Source organism: Bacteroidota bacterium (assembly GCA_018831055.1).
GTDB lineage: Bacteria > Bacteroidota > Bacteroidia > Bacteroidales > B18-G4 > M55B132.
This window is the reverse complement of sequence record JAHJRE010000008.1, coordinates 1-16,289: the sequence shown is the minus strand read 5'-3', so window position 1 is coordinate 16,289 and position 16,289 is coordinate 1. Positions and strand designations below refer to the sequence as shown.

The 16,289-nt window shown below is 41.5% G+C and carries 14 protein-coding genes; 4 read left to right on the top strand and 10 right to left on the bottom strand.

Annotation, left to right across the window (positions count from 1 at the left end):
• Positions 1 to 43: 43 nt before the first annotated feature.
• Complete coding sequence (locus KKA81_00600; GenBank protein MBU2649407.1) at positions 44 to 448, bottom strand: thioesterase family protein; 405 nt, start codon at positions 446 to 448, stop codon at positions 44 to 46.
• 113 nt (positions 449 to 561) lie between these two features.
• Here KKA81_00600 and KKA81_00595 point away from each other — a divergent pair, with 113 nt between their 5' ends.
• Entirely contained in the window at positions 562 to 1,665 is a 1,104-nt protein-coding gene (locus KKA81_00595) for a hypothetical protein (protein ID MBU2649406.1), read from the top strand.
• 19 nt (positions 1,666 to 1,684) lie between these two features.
• Positions 1,685 to 3,121, top strand: coding sequence for a M28 family peptidase (locus KKA81_00590; protein MBU2649405.1), 1,437 nt, complete (start codon positions 1,685 to 1,687; stop codon positions 3,119 to 3,121).
• Positions 3,122 to 3,137: 16 nt separating this feature from the next.
• Here the strand turns inward: KKA81_00590 and KKA81_00585 are convergent, their stop codons facing one another.
• The 8 genes from KKA81_00585 to KKA81_00550 form a co-directional block, all read right to left on the bottom strand.
• Complete coding sequence (locus tag KKA81_00585; GenBank protein MBU2649404.1) at positions 3,138 to 3,659, bottom strand: hypothetical protein; 522 nt, start codon at positions 3,657 to 3,659, stop codon at positions 3,138 to 3,140.
• A gap of 37 nt (positions 3,660 to 3,696) precedes the next feature.
• Positions 3,697 to 4,791: a hypothetical protein gene (locus tag KKA81_00580; GenBank protein MBU2649403.1), complete on the bottom strand. Its 1,095-nt coding sequence runs from the start codon at positions 4,789 to 4,791 to the stop codon at positions 3,697 to 3,699.
• 434 nt (positions 4,792 to 5,225) lie between these two features.
• Entirely contained in the window at positions 5,226 to 6,671 is a 1,446-nt protein-coding gene (locus KKA81_00575; GenBank protein ID MBU2649402.1) for a PQQ-binding-like beta-propeller repeat protein, read from the bottom strand.
• A 119-nt stretch (positions 6,672 to 6,790) separates the two neighbouring features.
• Positions 6,791 to 8,704 carry a response regulator gene (locus KKA81_00570; protein MBU2649401.1) on the bottom strand — a complete coding sequence of 638 codons (1,914 nt, stop codon included), beginning with the start codon at positions 8,702 to 8,704 and terminating at the stop codon, positions 6,791 to 6,793.
• Between the two features lie 10 nt (positions 8,705 to 8,714).
• A complete protein-coding gene (locus tag KKA81_00565) occupies positions 8,715 to 9,158 on the bottom strand; it encodes a response regulator (protein ID MBU2649400.1) in 444 nt (147 codons plus the stop codon).
• Positions 9,159 to 9,198: 40 nt separating this feature from the next.
• Positions 9,199 to 11,064, bottom strand: a complete 1,866-nt coding sequence (locus KKA81_00560) for a PAS domain S-box protein (protein ID MBU2649399.1) — start codon at positions 11,062 to 11,064, stop codon at positions 9,199 to 9,201.
• 22 nt (positions 11,065 to 11,086) lie between these two features.
• A complete protein-coding gene (locus tag KKA81_00555) occupies positions 11,087 to 12,820 on the bottom strand; it encodes a PAS domain S-box protein (GenBank protein ID MBU2649398.1) in 1,734 nt (577 codons plus the stop codon).
• A 93-nt stretch (positions 12,821 to 12,913) separates the two neighbouring features.
• Positions 12,914 to 13,408 carry a prolyl-tRNA synthetase associated domain-containing protein gene (locus KKA81_00550; GenBank protein ID MBU2649397.1) on the bottom strand — a complete coding sequence of 165 codons (495 nt, stop codon included), beginning with the start codon at positions 13,406 to 13,408 and terminating at the stop codon, positions 12,914 to 12,916.
• Between the two features lie 207 nt (positions 13,409 to 13,615).
• Between KKA81_00550 and KKA81_00545 the strand changes: the two genes are divergently transcribed.
• Positions 13,616 to 15,625, top strand: a complete 2,010-nt coding sequence (locus KKA81_00545) for a T9SS type A sorting domain-containing protein (GenBank protein MBU2649396.1) — start codon at positions 13,616 to 13,618, stop codon at positions 15,623 to 15,625.
• A 57-nt stretch (positions 15,626 to 15,682) separates the two neighbouring features.
• On the opposite strand, the gene KKA81_00540 is transcribed toward KKA81_00545, so the two are convergent.
• Positions 15,683 to 15,928 carry a DNA-3-methyladenine glycosylase I gene (locus KKA81_00540; GenBank protein ID MBU2649395.1) on the bottom strand — a complete coding sequence of 82 codons (246 nt, stop codon included), beginning with the start codon at positions 15,926 to 15,928 and terminating at the stop codon, positions 15,683 to 15,685.
• A gap of 127 nt (positions 15,929 to 16,055) precedes the next feature.
• Between KKA81_00540 and KKA81_00535 the strand changes: the two genes are divergently transcribed.
• The coding region (locus KKA81_00535; protein MBU2649394.1) for a hypothetical protein at positions 16,056 to 16,289 on the top strand (234 nt) is incomplete at its 3' end.

The following is a 16,289-nucleotide window of genomic DNA, read 5'->3' as shown; positions in this document are numbered from 1 at the left end:
CAGTCTCCCAGTCCCCCAGTCCCCCAGCCCCCAGTCCCCCAACTTACTTTACGAATATTTCTGCCAATCCTTCCGGTATCCTCGTCACTTTCTGCCTCTGGTAATCATAAGCCAGGATTTTCGTGGAGCCTTTCAGGACTTCCTTACCATCGCTTTCCCTGGTGAAAGAATAATTTACTACGAAAGCCGCGGTGGAAACATCAGAAACAGAAACGCTGGCTAACAGAATATCATGGAGGAATATTTCTTTCAGAAAATATACATGGGCTTCCGTCATGATGATCCCGGTACCGTTACCGATATCCTTTTCTGTGCAAGCGATTTCATTCAGGAAGCGTATCCTTGCATCGTGAAAAAGAAGCAGGGCCTTATCGTTGCCCATATGTCCGCCGTAATTGATATCGCCTACACGGATCTCGAATTTTGTAAAGTTTTTGCGTTCAATCATTGTAGAATAGCTTTTTCCAAAAGTAGTGACTTTACAATTTTTATCAAAAAATTAGTACTTAAAGCAGGATATAATCTATCTTTATAAGTTCAATCCATTATTAACTTATCGTTATGAAATCATTGAAGTTTATCGTTTTGATTGCATTGTCAATAGCCCTGTCAATGCCTTCCTGTAAGAAAAAAGACGAGGATAAAGATGACACTCCCGTTCTGAAGCTGTTTGGCTGGGCGGTCGGTGGTATTTCCAATTCCTACGGACTTGTTATGAAGACAAGTGATGGAGGTAATAACTGGTTCAGGCAGGGTGATTCTATCCAGTTACCCGCGAGCGGATATTCCGATGTCTGTATTTTGGATACCAATAATGTGATCATTGCAGGTGACTCCATTCCAGGAATAGCCGGATACAATGTTTATCGCAGTGTTGACGGCGGGACCACCTGGAACAGGAGCGGAGCGGGTTTGCCAAATGTTAATTACGGTGGGATCTTTGCCTGGGATTATAACAATATCTGGATAGTCGGGGATCACGGGACTGTTTACTTCTCCGGTGATGGTGGTTTTTCCTGGACACGGAAAGCAGTTCCGGCCGAATATAATCAGGATATTTTCCTGCGGGTTACTGCCGCTTCTCCCACAGATATCTGGGTGGTGGGCGATCAGCATCCGGCCGACTCCTTCCCGATTATGCTCCATAGCACTGATAAAGGGGAAAACTGGGAAAGACTGAACCCTATTAAAGATTTGAACATGGTTCAGGCAAAACAAGGTCATTTCCTGTCGATTAAAATTAAAAACAATGTCATATGCGCCCTGGGTGGTTCCGGAAAGTTCATCATACGCTCCACCGATGGTGGCGCAACATGGCAGGATATTACCGTTAATGCCAGCCTCGGGGATGCTAATGATGTTTATCCCACCTCGGGTGAAAAGGCTTATGTTGTGGAAGATTACGGAGAATTCTACTATACAATGGATGGAGGACAAAACTACACACAGTATAATACAGGTACTAACGACTGGCTCACCGGTATCGCGGTTTTGTTTGATTATAAAGTTTGGATCTGTGGAAATCCGGGCGGTTCTTTTGAAAACTCGATCATCAAGTATTCGCCCGATGGAGGTAAAACATGGCTTGATCAGACTCCTCAGTTCATGAAGGATGATATGGCCATCAGCGCCTATAAGATCAGAATGATAGCGGTTTACAATTAGGCTTGTTAAATAATAGTAAATGAATACTTTATCCCAGGGATCTATGATTTACCCTAAGCTTCTTTTCAGGATAATGATTCTTAGCATTATTATTAATGCAGAAATTGGTTATACTCAGATCAATAATGACCATGAAATCATTGCAACTCTTAAAAAAGACATAAGCTTCCTTGCGTCTGATTCACTTATGGGCAGGGAATCAGGAACGATATACGAAAGGATGGCTGCGGATTATATCATTCAAAGATTTCAGGAGTGCGGATTAAACCCTTTGCCCGGCATGGATTCCTGGGAGCATGTTTTCATTTACTATAACGATTTCGAAGTAAAAAAGACAGACATGCAACCGGATACCTTTGTGAACTCGGCGGGATACCTTTACCCTATACGTTATTCTGCATCCGGCAAGGCATCCGGAAGGTTTCAAGCCATCAACCCTTATGATTCCATGCCTTCAGACCTCAGTGGTAAGATCGCTGCTTTCCGTCCATGGCATCAGAACGATTCTGCAAGGCTTGACCGCGGCCTGGTGCCGGATCTGTACTTGACCCTCCGGGAAGTGGAAAGCAGGGGGGCGGAAGCTGTGGTACTGTACAGCTATCCCGGTGAACCTATTGATTACAATCATTGGATGTGCCCGGGAAATGATACGCTTTCCATCCCCGTATTTTTTCTGAATTACGCCACGTATCCGGGTTTCTTCAATTCCTGGAAACAAGAATTCGATTTTTCGGTTTGGGTTTCCAGGATGAGACCCGATACAGCCATGAACATTGTGGGGTACCTCAACCGCAATGCTGAAAAAACTGTAGTGATCGGAGCTCATTACGATCATATTGGAATGGGATATTTTGGCTCACGCTCCGAGTTCCTTCCCGACATCCATAACGGCGCCGACGATAATGCCAGCGGTGTGGCAACCATCATTGAGCTGGCCAGATTCCTTTCATCCTGCGACAGTCTTAGGCATAATTACCTTTTTGTTGCATTCGGGGCGGAGGAAAAAGGTTTGATAGGATCGCGCTTCTTCAGCGGAAGCCAGGCTTTTAATGATTTGGATATTCATTATATGATAAACTTTGATATGGTCGGCAGGATGAAGAAGCTTCGCGATAAAACCATCGTGATGGGTACAGGGACCTCAAAGCTTTTCGAACCGATGCTTCTGGATTATCCTTACAAGGGAAGATTATGCCTGTTCAGCAGTGCCTGGGAGGGGTCCGATCATGTTTGGTTTGAACAAAGGAAAATCCCTTTCCTGTATTTTACTACCGGGCTGCATAGCGATTATCATAAGTTCAGCGATGATACCCGTAAGATCAATTTCAAGGGGATGGTCAGGGTCCTGGAGTTATCGGAGTATATGATTTTGAGACTTGATAAGATAGCTGATATAAATTATGATGTTCCGGAGAAAGTGAATATGATCCGTTATCTTAGTGTGTTTTTACCTTGATTTATCGGGTGATATACTAAAAATGAAAACCTAAAATGATCTGTCCGATGTTTCCTAGTCCGAAAGTATAGTATTCTTCAATGTTGTATTCGGAAAAGGAGTCCCTGTCTTTATAATGATTGAATATTCCATATATGCCTGGTTCGGTAGAAAGTGAAAAATGATCTCCGATTTTGAAGGTTACTCCGAGGAACCCTAAGATGCCTACCTGATAGTTCTCTCTTTGGCTGCTTCTGTAACTTATGTAATTACCCAATACATCCAGACCGAAATAGAATTTCCAGTTTTTAAAATCCCTGAATGTGTAATCTGAACCCAGTCGCAGCCCTCCTTCAAAATACCCGTCGTCGGTTGTTTGATTATAATAACTGAATGCTGTTCTTAAACAGAATTTCTGATTCAAAACCCGGCGATAACCTATTTCATATTCATATTCCTGTCCGGGGAAAATCCCTTTGATAAATTTTGATGCGTTAATGGTTATCTGGTTGTTAAACCGGGGCTGCTGTTCCTGTGCAAATCCTCCTGGAATGAGCAAGATGAACATTATTCCGGTAAGAAACAGATATTTTGTTCTACTTATCCCATTCGCCACTGAAATCATATACAATGAGCTCCAGACGATCGAGGAAATCTTCATAATACCTTGATGTGTTTTCTGAACTTCCATCTTTGTAAACAATAAATATTTCTTCCTCATCATCAAATTCCCTGTATTCCAGGTCTCCTATTTTAATTCCCAAATAATATACATCAACATTTACCAACTGATTAACCTGTGAAGGCGTCGGGTCATCCAGATCTATGAGCGTGCCGATATCAGCGCTTCCGCTGAATTTCAGGTTGCCATGCTGTACAGTGGCTTCCAGAAAACTCATATCTTCTTCAATATCGAAATTCTCATAATCCGAATGAGAAATCTGGCATTTTGCATTAACATTAAAAATACAACCGGAATTGTTCGTATAATCAACCAGGAAATTAAATCGTGTTGGCGTTTCTCTTGTATAATTTATATGATAAGAAAACGGTTTTGCGTATATTTCAATATAGGCTGAAACAGGTATCTGGAATGATCCTCCGGCAAATTCCACGTTACTTAGTTTTACATTAGCTATTTCCTCCTGGTCAATTTTAAGATCAGCATACAAGGTTTTGGGTAACCAATAAGAATCGCTGCTAAAATTCAGGAATTCATCGGTATAATAGTGTAATGTCAAATCAACATTATTGGATGTTTCATTTTCATGCGATGGAAATTCCAAAATTATTTTATCGTTCGGATATTGATTGTAATTCCATACTTCTGTGATCCTATCCCAGGAATATGTCCCTGTATGAGCATTAAAATCAAAGCGGCCGTTTTCTTCAATCATGTCCCAGTTAAAGTGAATGTCCAGTTTGTCAAGGAGCATTTGCACCCAATCCTCGCTTAATGCTTCGCCACCCGACATTTTCAGGAAGAGCTTTACCGAATATGCCGCATCTCCGTTTTTTAAAAATGTAGCACAATCCAGGATCCCGTCAAGTGAGTTATCAATGTTTGCCTTATCCTGTTCAACCGTAGTCGTTTGGGTTTCAGGAGTACTATCGCTTTTTTTATCGCACTTGATAATCAGAAAAGCAGATAATGCCACCAGGGTAATAATTGCAATCCTTACCTTTTTCATGGGTTTTAAATTGGGTTAATAATATCAGGCAAGGTATGAAATCTTTTGCAGATAAAGTGATTTCTATTTTATGAGTTTCGGGAAACATTAACACAAAGTTACAGGTTGCAGGGTGCAAGCTACAAGTAACCTGCTACCTGCAGCCTGTATACATAGAACAAGTAACTTGATATTAATCATTCCCGATACTCATTTAATATAAACCACAATAGACACAATAGGGCACATTAGAAAGCTAAAAATTCATAAATCTATTGTGATCTACTGTGCCTATTGTGGTTCAAATTAATTTATTCTTAAAAAGTTTAATATGAGTTTCGGGATACATTAACACAAAGTTACAGGTTGCAGGGTACAAGTTACAAGTAACCTGCTAACTGCAGCCTGTAACCATAGAACAAGTAACTTGATATTAATCATTCCCGATACTCATATTATTTTTTATTCCTGGAAAACATCTCTGAAACAATGAATTTTCCGGTGCGCATTTCCACGAAATAAAATCCATTGGAGACAGGATTCCCTTCGTCGTCTTTACCATCCCAGGTAATCCTGAACTCACCGGTTTCTTTGGATCCTTTCATAAGCCTTTTGATCGGATCACCCATTTTGTTGCGGATCAAAGCCGACATTTCAACGGGATAATTTACTGTATAGGTAATCTCCGTTGACTCAACAAAGGGGTCAGGACTTACATTTTTGATCGCGAGGGCGCCGTATCCGGTATCCATCAGATCCACCTGATCATTGAGGAAACTGTTGAGATCCATCGCATAAAGGTATCCGTCGTTACTGGCTAAATAGATCTTTCCTTCTTTCAGGATGGGGTTGCTGAACAGGTTACCTCCCAAAAGGTCATAATTGACTATGGTTCCATCTTTCTTGTTCAGTGCATAGACATAACCGTATCCTGCATTTTTACCATTGTTGGCATAAGCATTGCCGGTGGTGAAGATCAGGTAGTTGCCATGAATATTTGGGCTTGAAAAGTTATTAAACGGGAAATCGAAGGACCAAAGGAGTTTGCCCGTCTTTAAATGGAAGGCAAATAACTTATGGCAGTCGGAACCACCGATATACAAGTTGTTTCCTTCGATTAGCGGGGAGCCGCTTATCCATCCTCCGTCATCGGCTGTGTAGCTCCATTCGAGCTTACCGCTATGCACGTTTAATACCTGTAATTCAGGATTCCTGGAACCAAAAATGAGATATGGGTCTGAAATAACCAGGGGGGTTATGATATTCCCGAAGGTTGGGTAAGGCTGTTTGTCATAAGTTTGATAAGTCCAGAGCGTATCCTTTTTCACTGCATCCCAGGCATAGATCTTTCCTGCAGCATCCCCGAAAAAAACCACTCCATTGAATACCACGGGTACGGATCGTATAGGTGATGATTTCACTGTGCTGTATTCAGAGAGTTTTCGCCCGTTACGTGCATTGAAACCATAGAGTTTCCCGTCGCCGCATCCGAAATAAACAACGGAATCATCAACAACAGGGCTGCCGAAATGATAATCCCACTCATCCATTTTCTGGGCTCCGCGGGTTTCCTTGTTCCTGAAAACCCATTTTACTTCTCCTGATTTCTTTTGAAGTGCATAGAGATTATTCCCGCTGCTGAAATATATCAGATTGCCTTTCATGGCCGGAGTTGAACGGATGGGATCTTTTGCCTCGAAACTCCACTTTATAAGACCGTTTTCCAGATTAACGGCATAAAACACCATGTTATCACCTCCGAAATAGATTGTCGTACTGTCGGCCACCGGATTGGAATAGATTCGATCGGGTGTGGCAAAGGCCCAGGAAACATATTCCTTCTGGGCATATGAGCTGATTGCAGCAAATAAAATGAATCCTGATAAGATTAAATGACGCATAGAACTGATTTTAAACATTAATAACTGCTGTTTCTTCCTGGAACCTGGATACCCAACGTAAACCGGGCGAAAATAGCCTGGTTATCAAGGAAACCTTGCAAAAGTAGGATTTTATCGTATTATTTCAGAAACCTTCTGATCTTTTCCATCAACACACCCGGGGCAATAGGTTTTGTGATCACGTCGTCGCATTTTGTAGCATGTATCTTTTCCATGTCGCTTTCCAGAGCATAAGCGGTTTGAATGACGACCGGGATTTTATCGTTCATTTTTTTTATGAGTTCTGTTGCTTCATATCCGTTCATATTCGGCATCCGCAGATCCATAAGTATCAAATCGGGTTTCTTTCCCGAACGGAGCTGATTTACGGCATCCTCACCATCTACCGCACGAATGATCTTTGCCTTTGTTTGTTGAAGTATCGTTTCAAGAAACTCAAAATTGGAATCTACATCCTCTGCAATCAGGATTGTGTATTTCGCCCAGTCGGCCGCAGTGGGTTCCTGTTTGTCAGACCTTTCAGAAGTAGCAGTTACAATATCATAGGGGATGGTAAATCTGAATTCCGAACCCTTACCGGGCTTTGAATTCAGCCAGAGTTTTCCACCCATTTTATCAACGAGGTTTTTTGCTATGGTCAGTCCCAGCCCTGTGCCGCCAAATTCCCTGGTATGGCTTTCATCAACCTGGCGGAACATTTCAAAGATCACTTTTTGCTTATCCTCAGGAATGCCAATGCCCGTATCGATCACGAAAAACTCAATATTACCATTGTTCATCTCATATCCGAAATCTACCTTGCCTTTTTGAGTGAATTTGAAAGCATTGACGAGCAGATTGTTCAGGATCTGGCGTATTCGGGTCTCATCGTTGTTAATGAAAACATCGGATGAGGGATGTCCAAGTAATAAGCGGAATGTAAGGGATTTTGACTTCTGACTATTTCTGAATGACTGATAGATATCATCCAGCATGGCATTCAGTAGGAAGGGTTTTTTGGAGATGGTCAAAACACCCGATTCTATCTTAGCTACATCAAGAATATCGTTTATTATTCGAAGGAGGGTATTGCTACTTGATTGTATCGTTTTTACAAATTCCTCCCTTTGTCCCATGGAATAAGATTGATCCATGAGGAGATCGCTAAATCCCACAATTGCATTCATGGGGGTACGGATCTCATGCGACATATTTGCCAGGAAGGCCGTTTTCAGACGGTCGGATTCCTCGGCTTTTTCTTTTGCTGCAATTAATTCTTCCCTGGTTTTTTTAAATTCTGTGATATCGGCAATTATCCCATCCTGATAAACATGGTTTCCATCAGGATCAAAAATGGCTTTTATATTGAATGATCCCCAAAACAGGGATCCATCCTGCCTTTTCATTTCTATATCGAAATTTCTTACCACCCCTTCCTGCATGAGCTTGTTCATAAGCCCTTCCCGTTCCTCTGGCCTTACATAATATTCAGGGATCTTTATCAACAGTGCGTCTTTCAGGTTTTCAAACCCGAACATATCCACAAAAGCAGGATTTGCATAAACCAGTTCTCCTTCAACGGTAGAACGGTATAATGCCAGAGGTACGTTGTTCCGAAGCGATTCATATTCTCCTTCGGTAGCCAGAAGTGCCTCTTCAATCTCTCTTTTTTTTACTATCTCTTCACGCAATGCCAGTGCATTGTTAACCGCAGAAGGAAGTCTGTGCAACCTTTCTTTGACAACATAGTCCCAGGCACCTTTTTTAATGGTCTCGGCTGCCGTTTCTTCATCCAGCGTTCCTGTAACAATGATCAGCGGAATATCGGGATTGATGCTTTTCATGTCGCGGATCGCCGTCAATCCATCGTATTGAGGCAGGCTGTAATCGGAAATAACAATATGTGGCCTGAATGAGATCAGCGTGCTAATGAAATCCTTCTGGTTGTCAATACTCTTATGATCAAATTTTAAACCGGCTTTTTTCAGAATATTCACATTTAACTCATAGTCGGTCGGAAGGTCTTCCAGGAAAAGTATTCTCAGATTGTGCATATGGTCACTGTTAATTGGGTATTTCGTTCAACAAAAGCCAGTATAATCCTATTTCAGCTACAGAATCGATAAATTTCTGAAAGTTTACCGGTTTTACAATATAGCTGTTCACCCCCAAACGGTAACTGTCTACCATGTCCTGTTCGGCACGGGAAGTGGTAAGTACTACCACAGGAACATGCCTGGTTTTATCGTTTCCTTTTAATTCTTCCAATACTTCCAACCCGCTTACTTTAGGCAGCTTGAGATCAAGCAGGATTACCCTGGGCTGGCGTTTCTCATCACGATTTGAATATTTACCCCGGCAGAACATAAAATCAAGGGCCTCTTCTCCATCCTGGACAACATGGACCTTATTTACCAGTTTGTGCTTATTTAACGCTCTGATCGTAAGTTCAACATCATTGGGATTGTCTTCAACCAGGAGGATTTCAATAACATGTTGCTCGTTCATGACAGAAGTATTAATAACAAATATGCAAGATACAAAATATTTAAGACTTTTTGAGTGTAAAGTAAAAATCAGCTCCATCGTCCTTTATGGAATTCACCGAAACCTCACCCCCATGTCTTTGCACTATCCTTTTCACAATGGCCAGTCCTACCCCGGTCCCTTCAAATTCCCCGATGTTATGCAGCCGTTGAAAAACCTGAAAAAGCTTTCCTGAATACTTCATGTCGAATCCAACTCCATTATCTGAAACAAAAAAGCGCAGGGTATTGTTTTCTTCCATATATCCGATATGGATTGCAGGCTTAGGCTTCACGGAAGAAAACTTAAATGCATTGGACATCAAATTTTGCCATACCTGTCTAATCAGGGTTTTATCCGCAATAATTACCGGCAGATCATCAATCTTCACTGAAGTTTCTGAATAGGATGGGATAGCCTGGAATTCTTTGCAGATTGCATTCACCAGAATATTGAAATCAACCGGTTCCAATTCCAGCTTTGTTCTCCCTACTCTGCTGTAGTCAAGCAAATCCTGGATCAACGTCCCCATGCGCTGAGTGTTTTCCCTGACGATATTCAGGTATCGCATCCCTTCTGAGGATATCACATTCCGGTAATCTTCCAGCAGGATTTGGGAAAACCCGTCAATGGCCCTGAGGGGTGCTTTCAGGTCGTGTGAAACGGAATAGGAAAAAGCCTCCAGTTCCAGGTTGGATGCTTCCAGCTTCTTATTTACTTCAAATAATTCGCGCCTGGCCTCATTTACATCCTCCAACAAGTAAGTAAGTGCAGTTTGTGATTCCTGCAGCTTTTTGTTCCTTTCTTCCAATTCTTTGGTTCTTGCTTTCACAAGATCTTTCAACTTTTCGGAGTATTCCTTAAGCTTTTGACCGGCCTCTTTCTCCTGTGAAATATCTTGCCCTGAACTTAACGTTCCTGTAATTTCTCCGGCAGCATTTTTCAGGATGGTATTTTGCCATGCGATAATACGTATAGATCCGTTTTTTGTTAATACTTTGTTTTCGTGGTATTTAACAGGTCCAATGTTGCCATTGATGATCTTTCCGAATACCTCTTTTACTTCTTTCCTTTCATCCTTAGGTATACATTTTTCAAACCAGCTTTTTCCGATCAATTCCCGTTCTTCATATCCCAGGATTTCCAGTCCTTTCTTATTCATAAGTGTTATCCGGCCCTTTTCGTCAAGGGTAACAAGTATTACTCCGGCAACATCCAGCAGCATCTGTACATATTCTTTTTCTTTCTGAAGCAGTATTCCGGATTCAATATATGCAGATACATCCTGGACCAATCCTACAACAAGCTTCTCTCCAGGTGTAAACCCGGGAATAAACTTTCCCGATGCCTTCATCCAATTGATCTGGCCATTGGATTGCCTTATCCTGTAAAGAGGGAAATCAAAAGAGGATGGCTTCTCATTTATAATTACTGAGAGTGAATCGGTGATGATCTTTTGGTCTTCCTCAATAACACGTTCCATCCAAAGCCTGGGATTACTTTTTAATTGTTCGGATGGGATTCCCCAGATATCCTCAAAGGATTTGCTGACAAAATAGACCTCGTTCCAATCGGATGAGCCTATCCAGATAACATCCTTTATGTTGTTGGATATGATTTCCAGAACACCCCGGTTTTCTTCGAGCGACTTCATTTGAGTTTTCAGTCTCAAAAGGTTTTTCTGCAAAATAATTCCGAAGGCAATGAAAATCAACAGAATAACTGATCTTATATATATCTCGTGAGAAGGAGGATCCAGTATCAGTAATGACCAAAATCCCTGATCGGGGTAAAACAGGAAATAGTCCATCAGTGCATCAATAATCCCGGCAAATAATCCGAGAAGAATACTGATGATCAACACTGAATATTTTATGAATAATTTCATTAAGTTCTCTAAGCGTTTGTTCCTATTGATTATTTTTCTCCAGCCTTTCATTCAGTTCCCTGATTTTTTCTCTGAGCTCTTTAATCCTGAATTCCCTTCCTACAAATAAATTATTCATTCGTTCCAGTTCCTTGTTTTTTTCTTCTATCTCCAGGGTTCGTTCTTTTACTAGTTCTTCCAGATGATTTTTATACTTCAGTAATTCCGATTCCGTTGTTTTTCTTTTGGTTATATTCTGGTGCATCCCAACCACCAAAATAGGTTTTTGATTTTCATCCCTTCTGATAATCCTTCCATTCGATAATACCCATATGTACTGCCCGTCCTTTCTTTTTATCCGGAATTCAACCTGGTATTGAGGTATTTTGTTTTCAATGTAGTCATTAAATGTGTCCATCACTGTGTTATACGATTCCGGATGTATCCAGCTGAGTGCTTCCTCTCCATTGGTTGTTAATGGTTGGTTTTCATAACCCAGCATCATTGCTGCAATTTTATCAAAGGTTACCTTGTTGCTTTGCAGATTCCATTCCCATATTCCCTGGTTGGCACTTTCCATTGCCAGGTCGAGCCTGTCCCGGTAAGCCTGCATATCGATCATTGCCTGCTTTTCTTTACTGGTGTCATTGTATATGCAAACCAGGTTCCCGCTTGGTAATTTGAAGATGTAATTTTCAACCCACTGTGCGATCCTTAAATCCTTGTATTCTTTGATTGGAATAAACTCAGGTTTTCCGGTTTTGTATACTTCTCTCATAGCATCCACAAGACCGTAGTCATTGGCTCCCGGAAAAACATCATGCAACAGTTTTCCTATAATTTCTTGCTTCTTAACGGAACTTAGCTCCTCTCCTGCACGGTTTATATCAACGAAGTAGAAGTGCATGCCATTTTCATCGGGTTGATAAATGGCAACACCATCAGCCATATGGTTGAAAAGCTGTTTGAAACGGTCTTCACTTTCAATCAATGCCTTTTCAGCTAATTTCTTCTCTGTTATGTTCCTCCAGATGGTAAACAGCTTATCTTCACCCTGATCGGAAATATCAGTCAACGATACATCAATCCATAATGAATGACCTTCTCTGTCGGTATGCATCCATTCAAACCGGGCATAAAGCTTTTCCCTGGCTTGCTGAATATATTGCTGCGCCTTTTTCAGGGATGATGTTCCGTCAGGTTGGTATTCCGGTGATAGCTCATGTGGTCTTTTACCGGTTATATCCTTCTTGGACTTATATCCAAGCAACTTTAAAGTTGCATTATTGCAATCGGTGAAAACACCATTTTCAAGGGTCAGCATGGGGTCGGAGGACTTTTCGAAGAGTGTCCGGAATTTTCGCTCGCTATTGGCCAGGTCGATTTCAATTTGTTTTTTTTCTGTGACATCACTAGCTATGGCATATGTAATTCCTTTACTTACATCCGGATGCGACACCCAGTCGAACCATACATAGGTGCCGTTTTTACGTTTGTAACGATTTTCAAAATGGATAACTTTTTTCCCCTTTTTCAGAGCCTTTTCCACGATATCAATGGTAGATTGCACATCATCAGGGTGTATAAAATCGAGAAAAGATCTGTTGATAAGTTCTTTTGGTTTGTATCCAAGGATGGTCTCGAACGCAGGGTTTACCTGCAGGAAATTGGTTGTATTAATATCAGCAATACATATACAGTGTATCGACATCCTGAAGATCTGTTCCAGCTCTTCTTCAGGAAGAATGGGTAATGATTTCAGGATATCATCCGTCATAATTAAATCCTTTTTGGTTTATAACAGGAAAACCTTGCTTTTTTGCTTTTGAGATCAATAGATTCCCAAATATACTGAATGATATGATAAATATCAATCATACAGACGTAAAAATTCATGCGTATTTCCTGTCCAATCCAGGAAACGGATCATATCTGCCCGTGTAATTACCAGGCTTGCTGTATTTATATTTGGATGAAAACTGAGCTTTTCGGCTTTTAAAAGATTCTCATCTAAAAATATATGTACGTGTTTTTCGAGATCATTGATCAAACCAAAGAGACTAACCGATCCTGGTTCCACTCCCAGGTATTTTTGTAATCTTTTCGGTGATCCAAATGTCAACTTGCCCTGCTTCAAACGCTTTTCGAGGTCGTGAATGTTAACCGGATAACGGTAGTCGCTGATAACTAAGTAATGCTGGTTCCCCTTATGATTCCTGAAAAACAGGTTTCTGCAATGACCCGAATCTATGTCTTTCCAGTATTGTAATGCTGCTTCGATGGTCGGACCCGGTGGATGCTCATAATACCCGAAATGAATGTCAAGCTCTTTCAAAATCTCATATAAACGGGGGTCACCATTCATAGAACTTTTGGTTTTATAAGGTTAAATGTAAGGAAGTTTTAATTAATCCATATTCAAAACCAAGTTCTTATATATATTTTTTCTTAATAACATTGTATTAATCAGTGACAAAGATTAATTTTGTATAGTAATTGTTTTATTACTCTTATCATTAATATCTGCCTTGAGGGGATTCCTCCATGCAGGCAGTTTTAAATCTTGGAAAACATGAAGAAATTTTACATTACTATTGTTGCAATAATGCTTTGTCCGCTGATTTTCGGACAGACGTTCATTTTTGAGGATTTCAGTAGCGGAACCATGCCACCTCCGGGCTGGACATCCCTTCCTATTGGATCTCAATGGTCGAGCAGCAACACGGATCATGCCGGTGGTGTAGCTCCCGAAGCCAAGTATTCCAATGGTTCCGGAACGGGTACTGCCAGGTTGATGAGCCCGGTAGTGGATCTTACAGGCATAGATACTGTTATTCTGGTTTTCAAACATTATCATCAGGGTATGGTTGGTGGTCCGAAAATCGGTGTTGCCACACGAGGCGGCAGCCAATGGTTGAATGTTTGGGAGGTAACGCCTAATGGCAATCTCGGTCCGGAAGAAAAGCAATTAGTACTGACCGGAGGTGATGTCGGGAAACCCAATTTCCAGTTAAGCTTTTATGTGACCGGTAATCTTGCCAATATCACTGCCTGGTACATCGATGATGTAATCATGAAAAGCCCTTCAGGATTGGATTGCAAGATGACATCCATCCTGGTACCCTCGACCATTACAGGGCCTGTGCCGGTTTCAGGGGTTATAACTAACCTGGGAAATACCGTTATCAATGAGGTTAATATTTCCTGGCAATCCTATACCGGAAGTATCTTCGATTCCACTTTCAGCGGACTGGCTGTCAATTTGCTGGAAAGCTACCAGTTTGATTTTGACGGTATGTGGATCTCCGCTTTTGGTTATCATCCACTCAAAGTGTGGATCAACACGGTGAATGGAATTCAGGACCAGGATCCGGCCAATGATACGCTTACTAAAACCGTCGCATATTACGCCAATATACTTCCCAGGATACCAACCCTGGAGGAGTTTACCAGTTCCACCTGCGGCCCTTGTGCCACCTTTAATACTTCTTTCGTACCCTGGTGCCAGCAGCATGAGGATGAAATTGTGCTGGTAAAATACCAGATGAACTGGCCGGGCTCCGGTGATCCTTATTTTACTGCTGAAGGCGGTACTCGCAGGAACTATTATGGCGTCACGTATGTTCCCGACCTCTTTGGGAACGGATCCCGCGTATCTACCAATGTCAGCTCGGTGCAGACGTTTTTTAATAATGCTTCCCCGCTTACATCATACCTGGATATTGCTTCTTCCTTTACAATTACGGGAACTATCATTAACGTTACAACCAATATCCTTCCCTGGGCCGATTATGGAACGAAAAGGGTTCATAATGTGGTTTTTGAGAAAAAGACAACAGGAAATGTCGGTTCAAACGGAGAAACCGAGTTCCACCATGTTATGATGAAAATGCTTCCCGATGCCAATGGAGCCAATGTTACCCTTAATGAAGGGGAAGCTGTCAGCCTTACCTATACCTATGATATGGCTCAGACCCATGTTGAACAGATGGGAGATCTTATGATAGCCGTTATCATTCAGGACCAGTCATCCCGTGAAATATTGCAGGCCGAATACGGGTTAATGGATGCCAACTATTCCGATGAAGCCAGATTGGATGCTATCTTCCTGGATGGCGAACCCCTGGAAGGCTTCGACCCCGATGTCTTCGAATATAATGTTGCATTGCCCGAAGGCACCGTGGAAGAGCCTATGGTTACTGTCGAGACCATGAACGATGGCGCTCTCCCGGTGATAAACCGCGCTTTTATTGTCCCCGGTACTTCAACCATAGAGGTCTATGCCGAAAACAGACTGAATACGGAATTATATACCATTAATTACACCATTGCTACAAGCATAGGGGAAACACCCAGACCTTTTGTGCATATCTACCCGAACCCGGTCAGGGATATTGTTCATATAAGCGGTATCAGTAATGCCCAGGTTAATGTCTTTTCAACCGACGGCAAACTTATGATCAGTAAAGAGAATTTTAATGATAATATTCTCGACCTCTCCGGGCTGCCTAAAGGAATCTACATCCTGAATGTAGTCACAAACGATAATTACGTGATCCGGAAAAAGGTAGTGGTTTTATAACGTATAGTAAATTTTATAGAAAAATGCCTCAGTGGTTCAGCTACCATTGAGGCATTTTCATGTCCGGGAGGTTTGTTTAATTTCCTCGTAGCGGAAACATCCCAGCAAATGATCATTTACCATTCCTGTTGCCTGCATATGTGCATGCAAAGTCAGCCAGCTTAATCCAGCCTGGAATGTTTCCAGAATCAGGAATTCAAATAGTTTGGGATCATCATATACAGGTACTCCCCATTCGGTATCGTGGTAATGAATGTACAATGGATCGTTTCCCGGCCAGGTACAGCGTATGTTTTCCTGCATGCTATGAAAGTATTAAAAGCAAATATAAATTTTTGATATCAATTCTATTGGTTGCAGTCAAAGAATTTCAGTAATATAGTAAAGAAATAATTTCAATATTTGCATTCTCTAAGGATCACGATAATAATTGAAACCTCAATTCAATATCAACAAGGAGGCAGGTGGAATAATCCGACGGTTTTTCCAAAAAGTCATTGATATCCGCATGGGCATGGCAGGAGCTGTGGTGATGGGGTTAATTGTGTTCTTTGTCAACTATTATAAAACTGGCTGGGTTTGGGGATCTTCCACTGCGGCGATGAAACAGGCTGCTTTCACTTTCATCTTCGGCGGCATTTTCATGAAGGGTTGCGAAAACCTT

Coding starts and splice junctions, on each gene's coding strand:
- KKA81_00600 (MBU2649407.1), bottom strand. CDS start 448: ATGATTGAACGCAAAAACTTTACAAAATTCGAGATCCGTGTAGGCGAT.
- KKA81_00595 (MBU2649406.1), top strand. CDS start 562: ATGAAATCATTGAAGTTTATCGTTTTGATTGCATTGTCAATAGCCCTG.
- KKA81_00590 (MBU2649405.1), top strand. CDS start 1,685: ATGAATACTTTATCCCAGGGATCTATGATTTACCCTAAGCTTCTTTTC.
- KKA81_00580 (MBU2649403.1), bottom strand. CDS start 4,791: ATGAAAAAGGTAAGGATTGCAATTATTACCCTGGTGGCATTATCTGCT.
- KKA81_00575 (MBU2649402.1), bottom strand. CDS start 6,671: ATGCGTCATTTAATCTTATCAGGATTCATTTTATTTGCTGCAATCAGC.
- KKA81_00570 (MBU2649401.1), bottom strand. CDS start 8,704: ATGCACAATCTGAGAATACTTTTCCTGGAAGACCTTCCGACCGACTAT.
- KKA81_00565 (MBU2649400.1), bottom strand. CDS start 9,158: ATGAACGAGCAACATGTTATTGAAATCCTCCTGGTTGAAGACAATCCC.
- KKA81_00560 (MBU2649399.1), bottom strand. CDS start 11,064: ATGAAATTATTCATAAAATATTCAGTGTTGATCATCAGTATTCTTCTC.
- KKA81_00555 (MBU2649398.1), bottom strand. CDS start 12,820: ATGACGGATGATATCCTGAAATCATTACCCATTCTTCCTGAAGAAGAG.
- KKA81_00550 (MBU2649397.1), bottom strand. CDS start 13,408: ATGAATGGTGACCCCCGTTTATATGAGATTTTGAAAGAGCTTGACATT.
- KKA81_00545 (MBU2649396.1), top strand. CDS start 13,616: ATGAAGAAATTTTACATTACTATTGTTGCAATAATGCTTTGTCCGCTG.
- KKA81_00540 (MBU2649395.1), bottom strand. CDS start 15,928: ATGCAGGAAAACATACGCTGTACCTGGCCGGGAAACGATCCATTGTAC.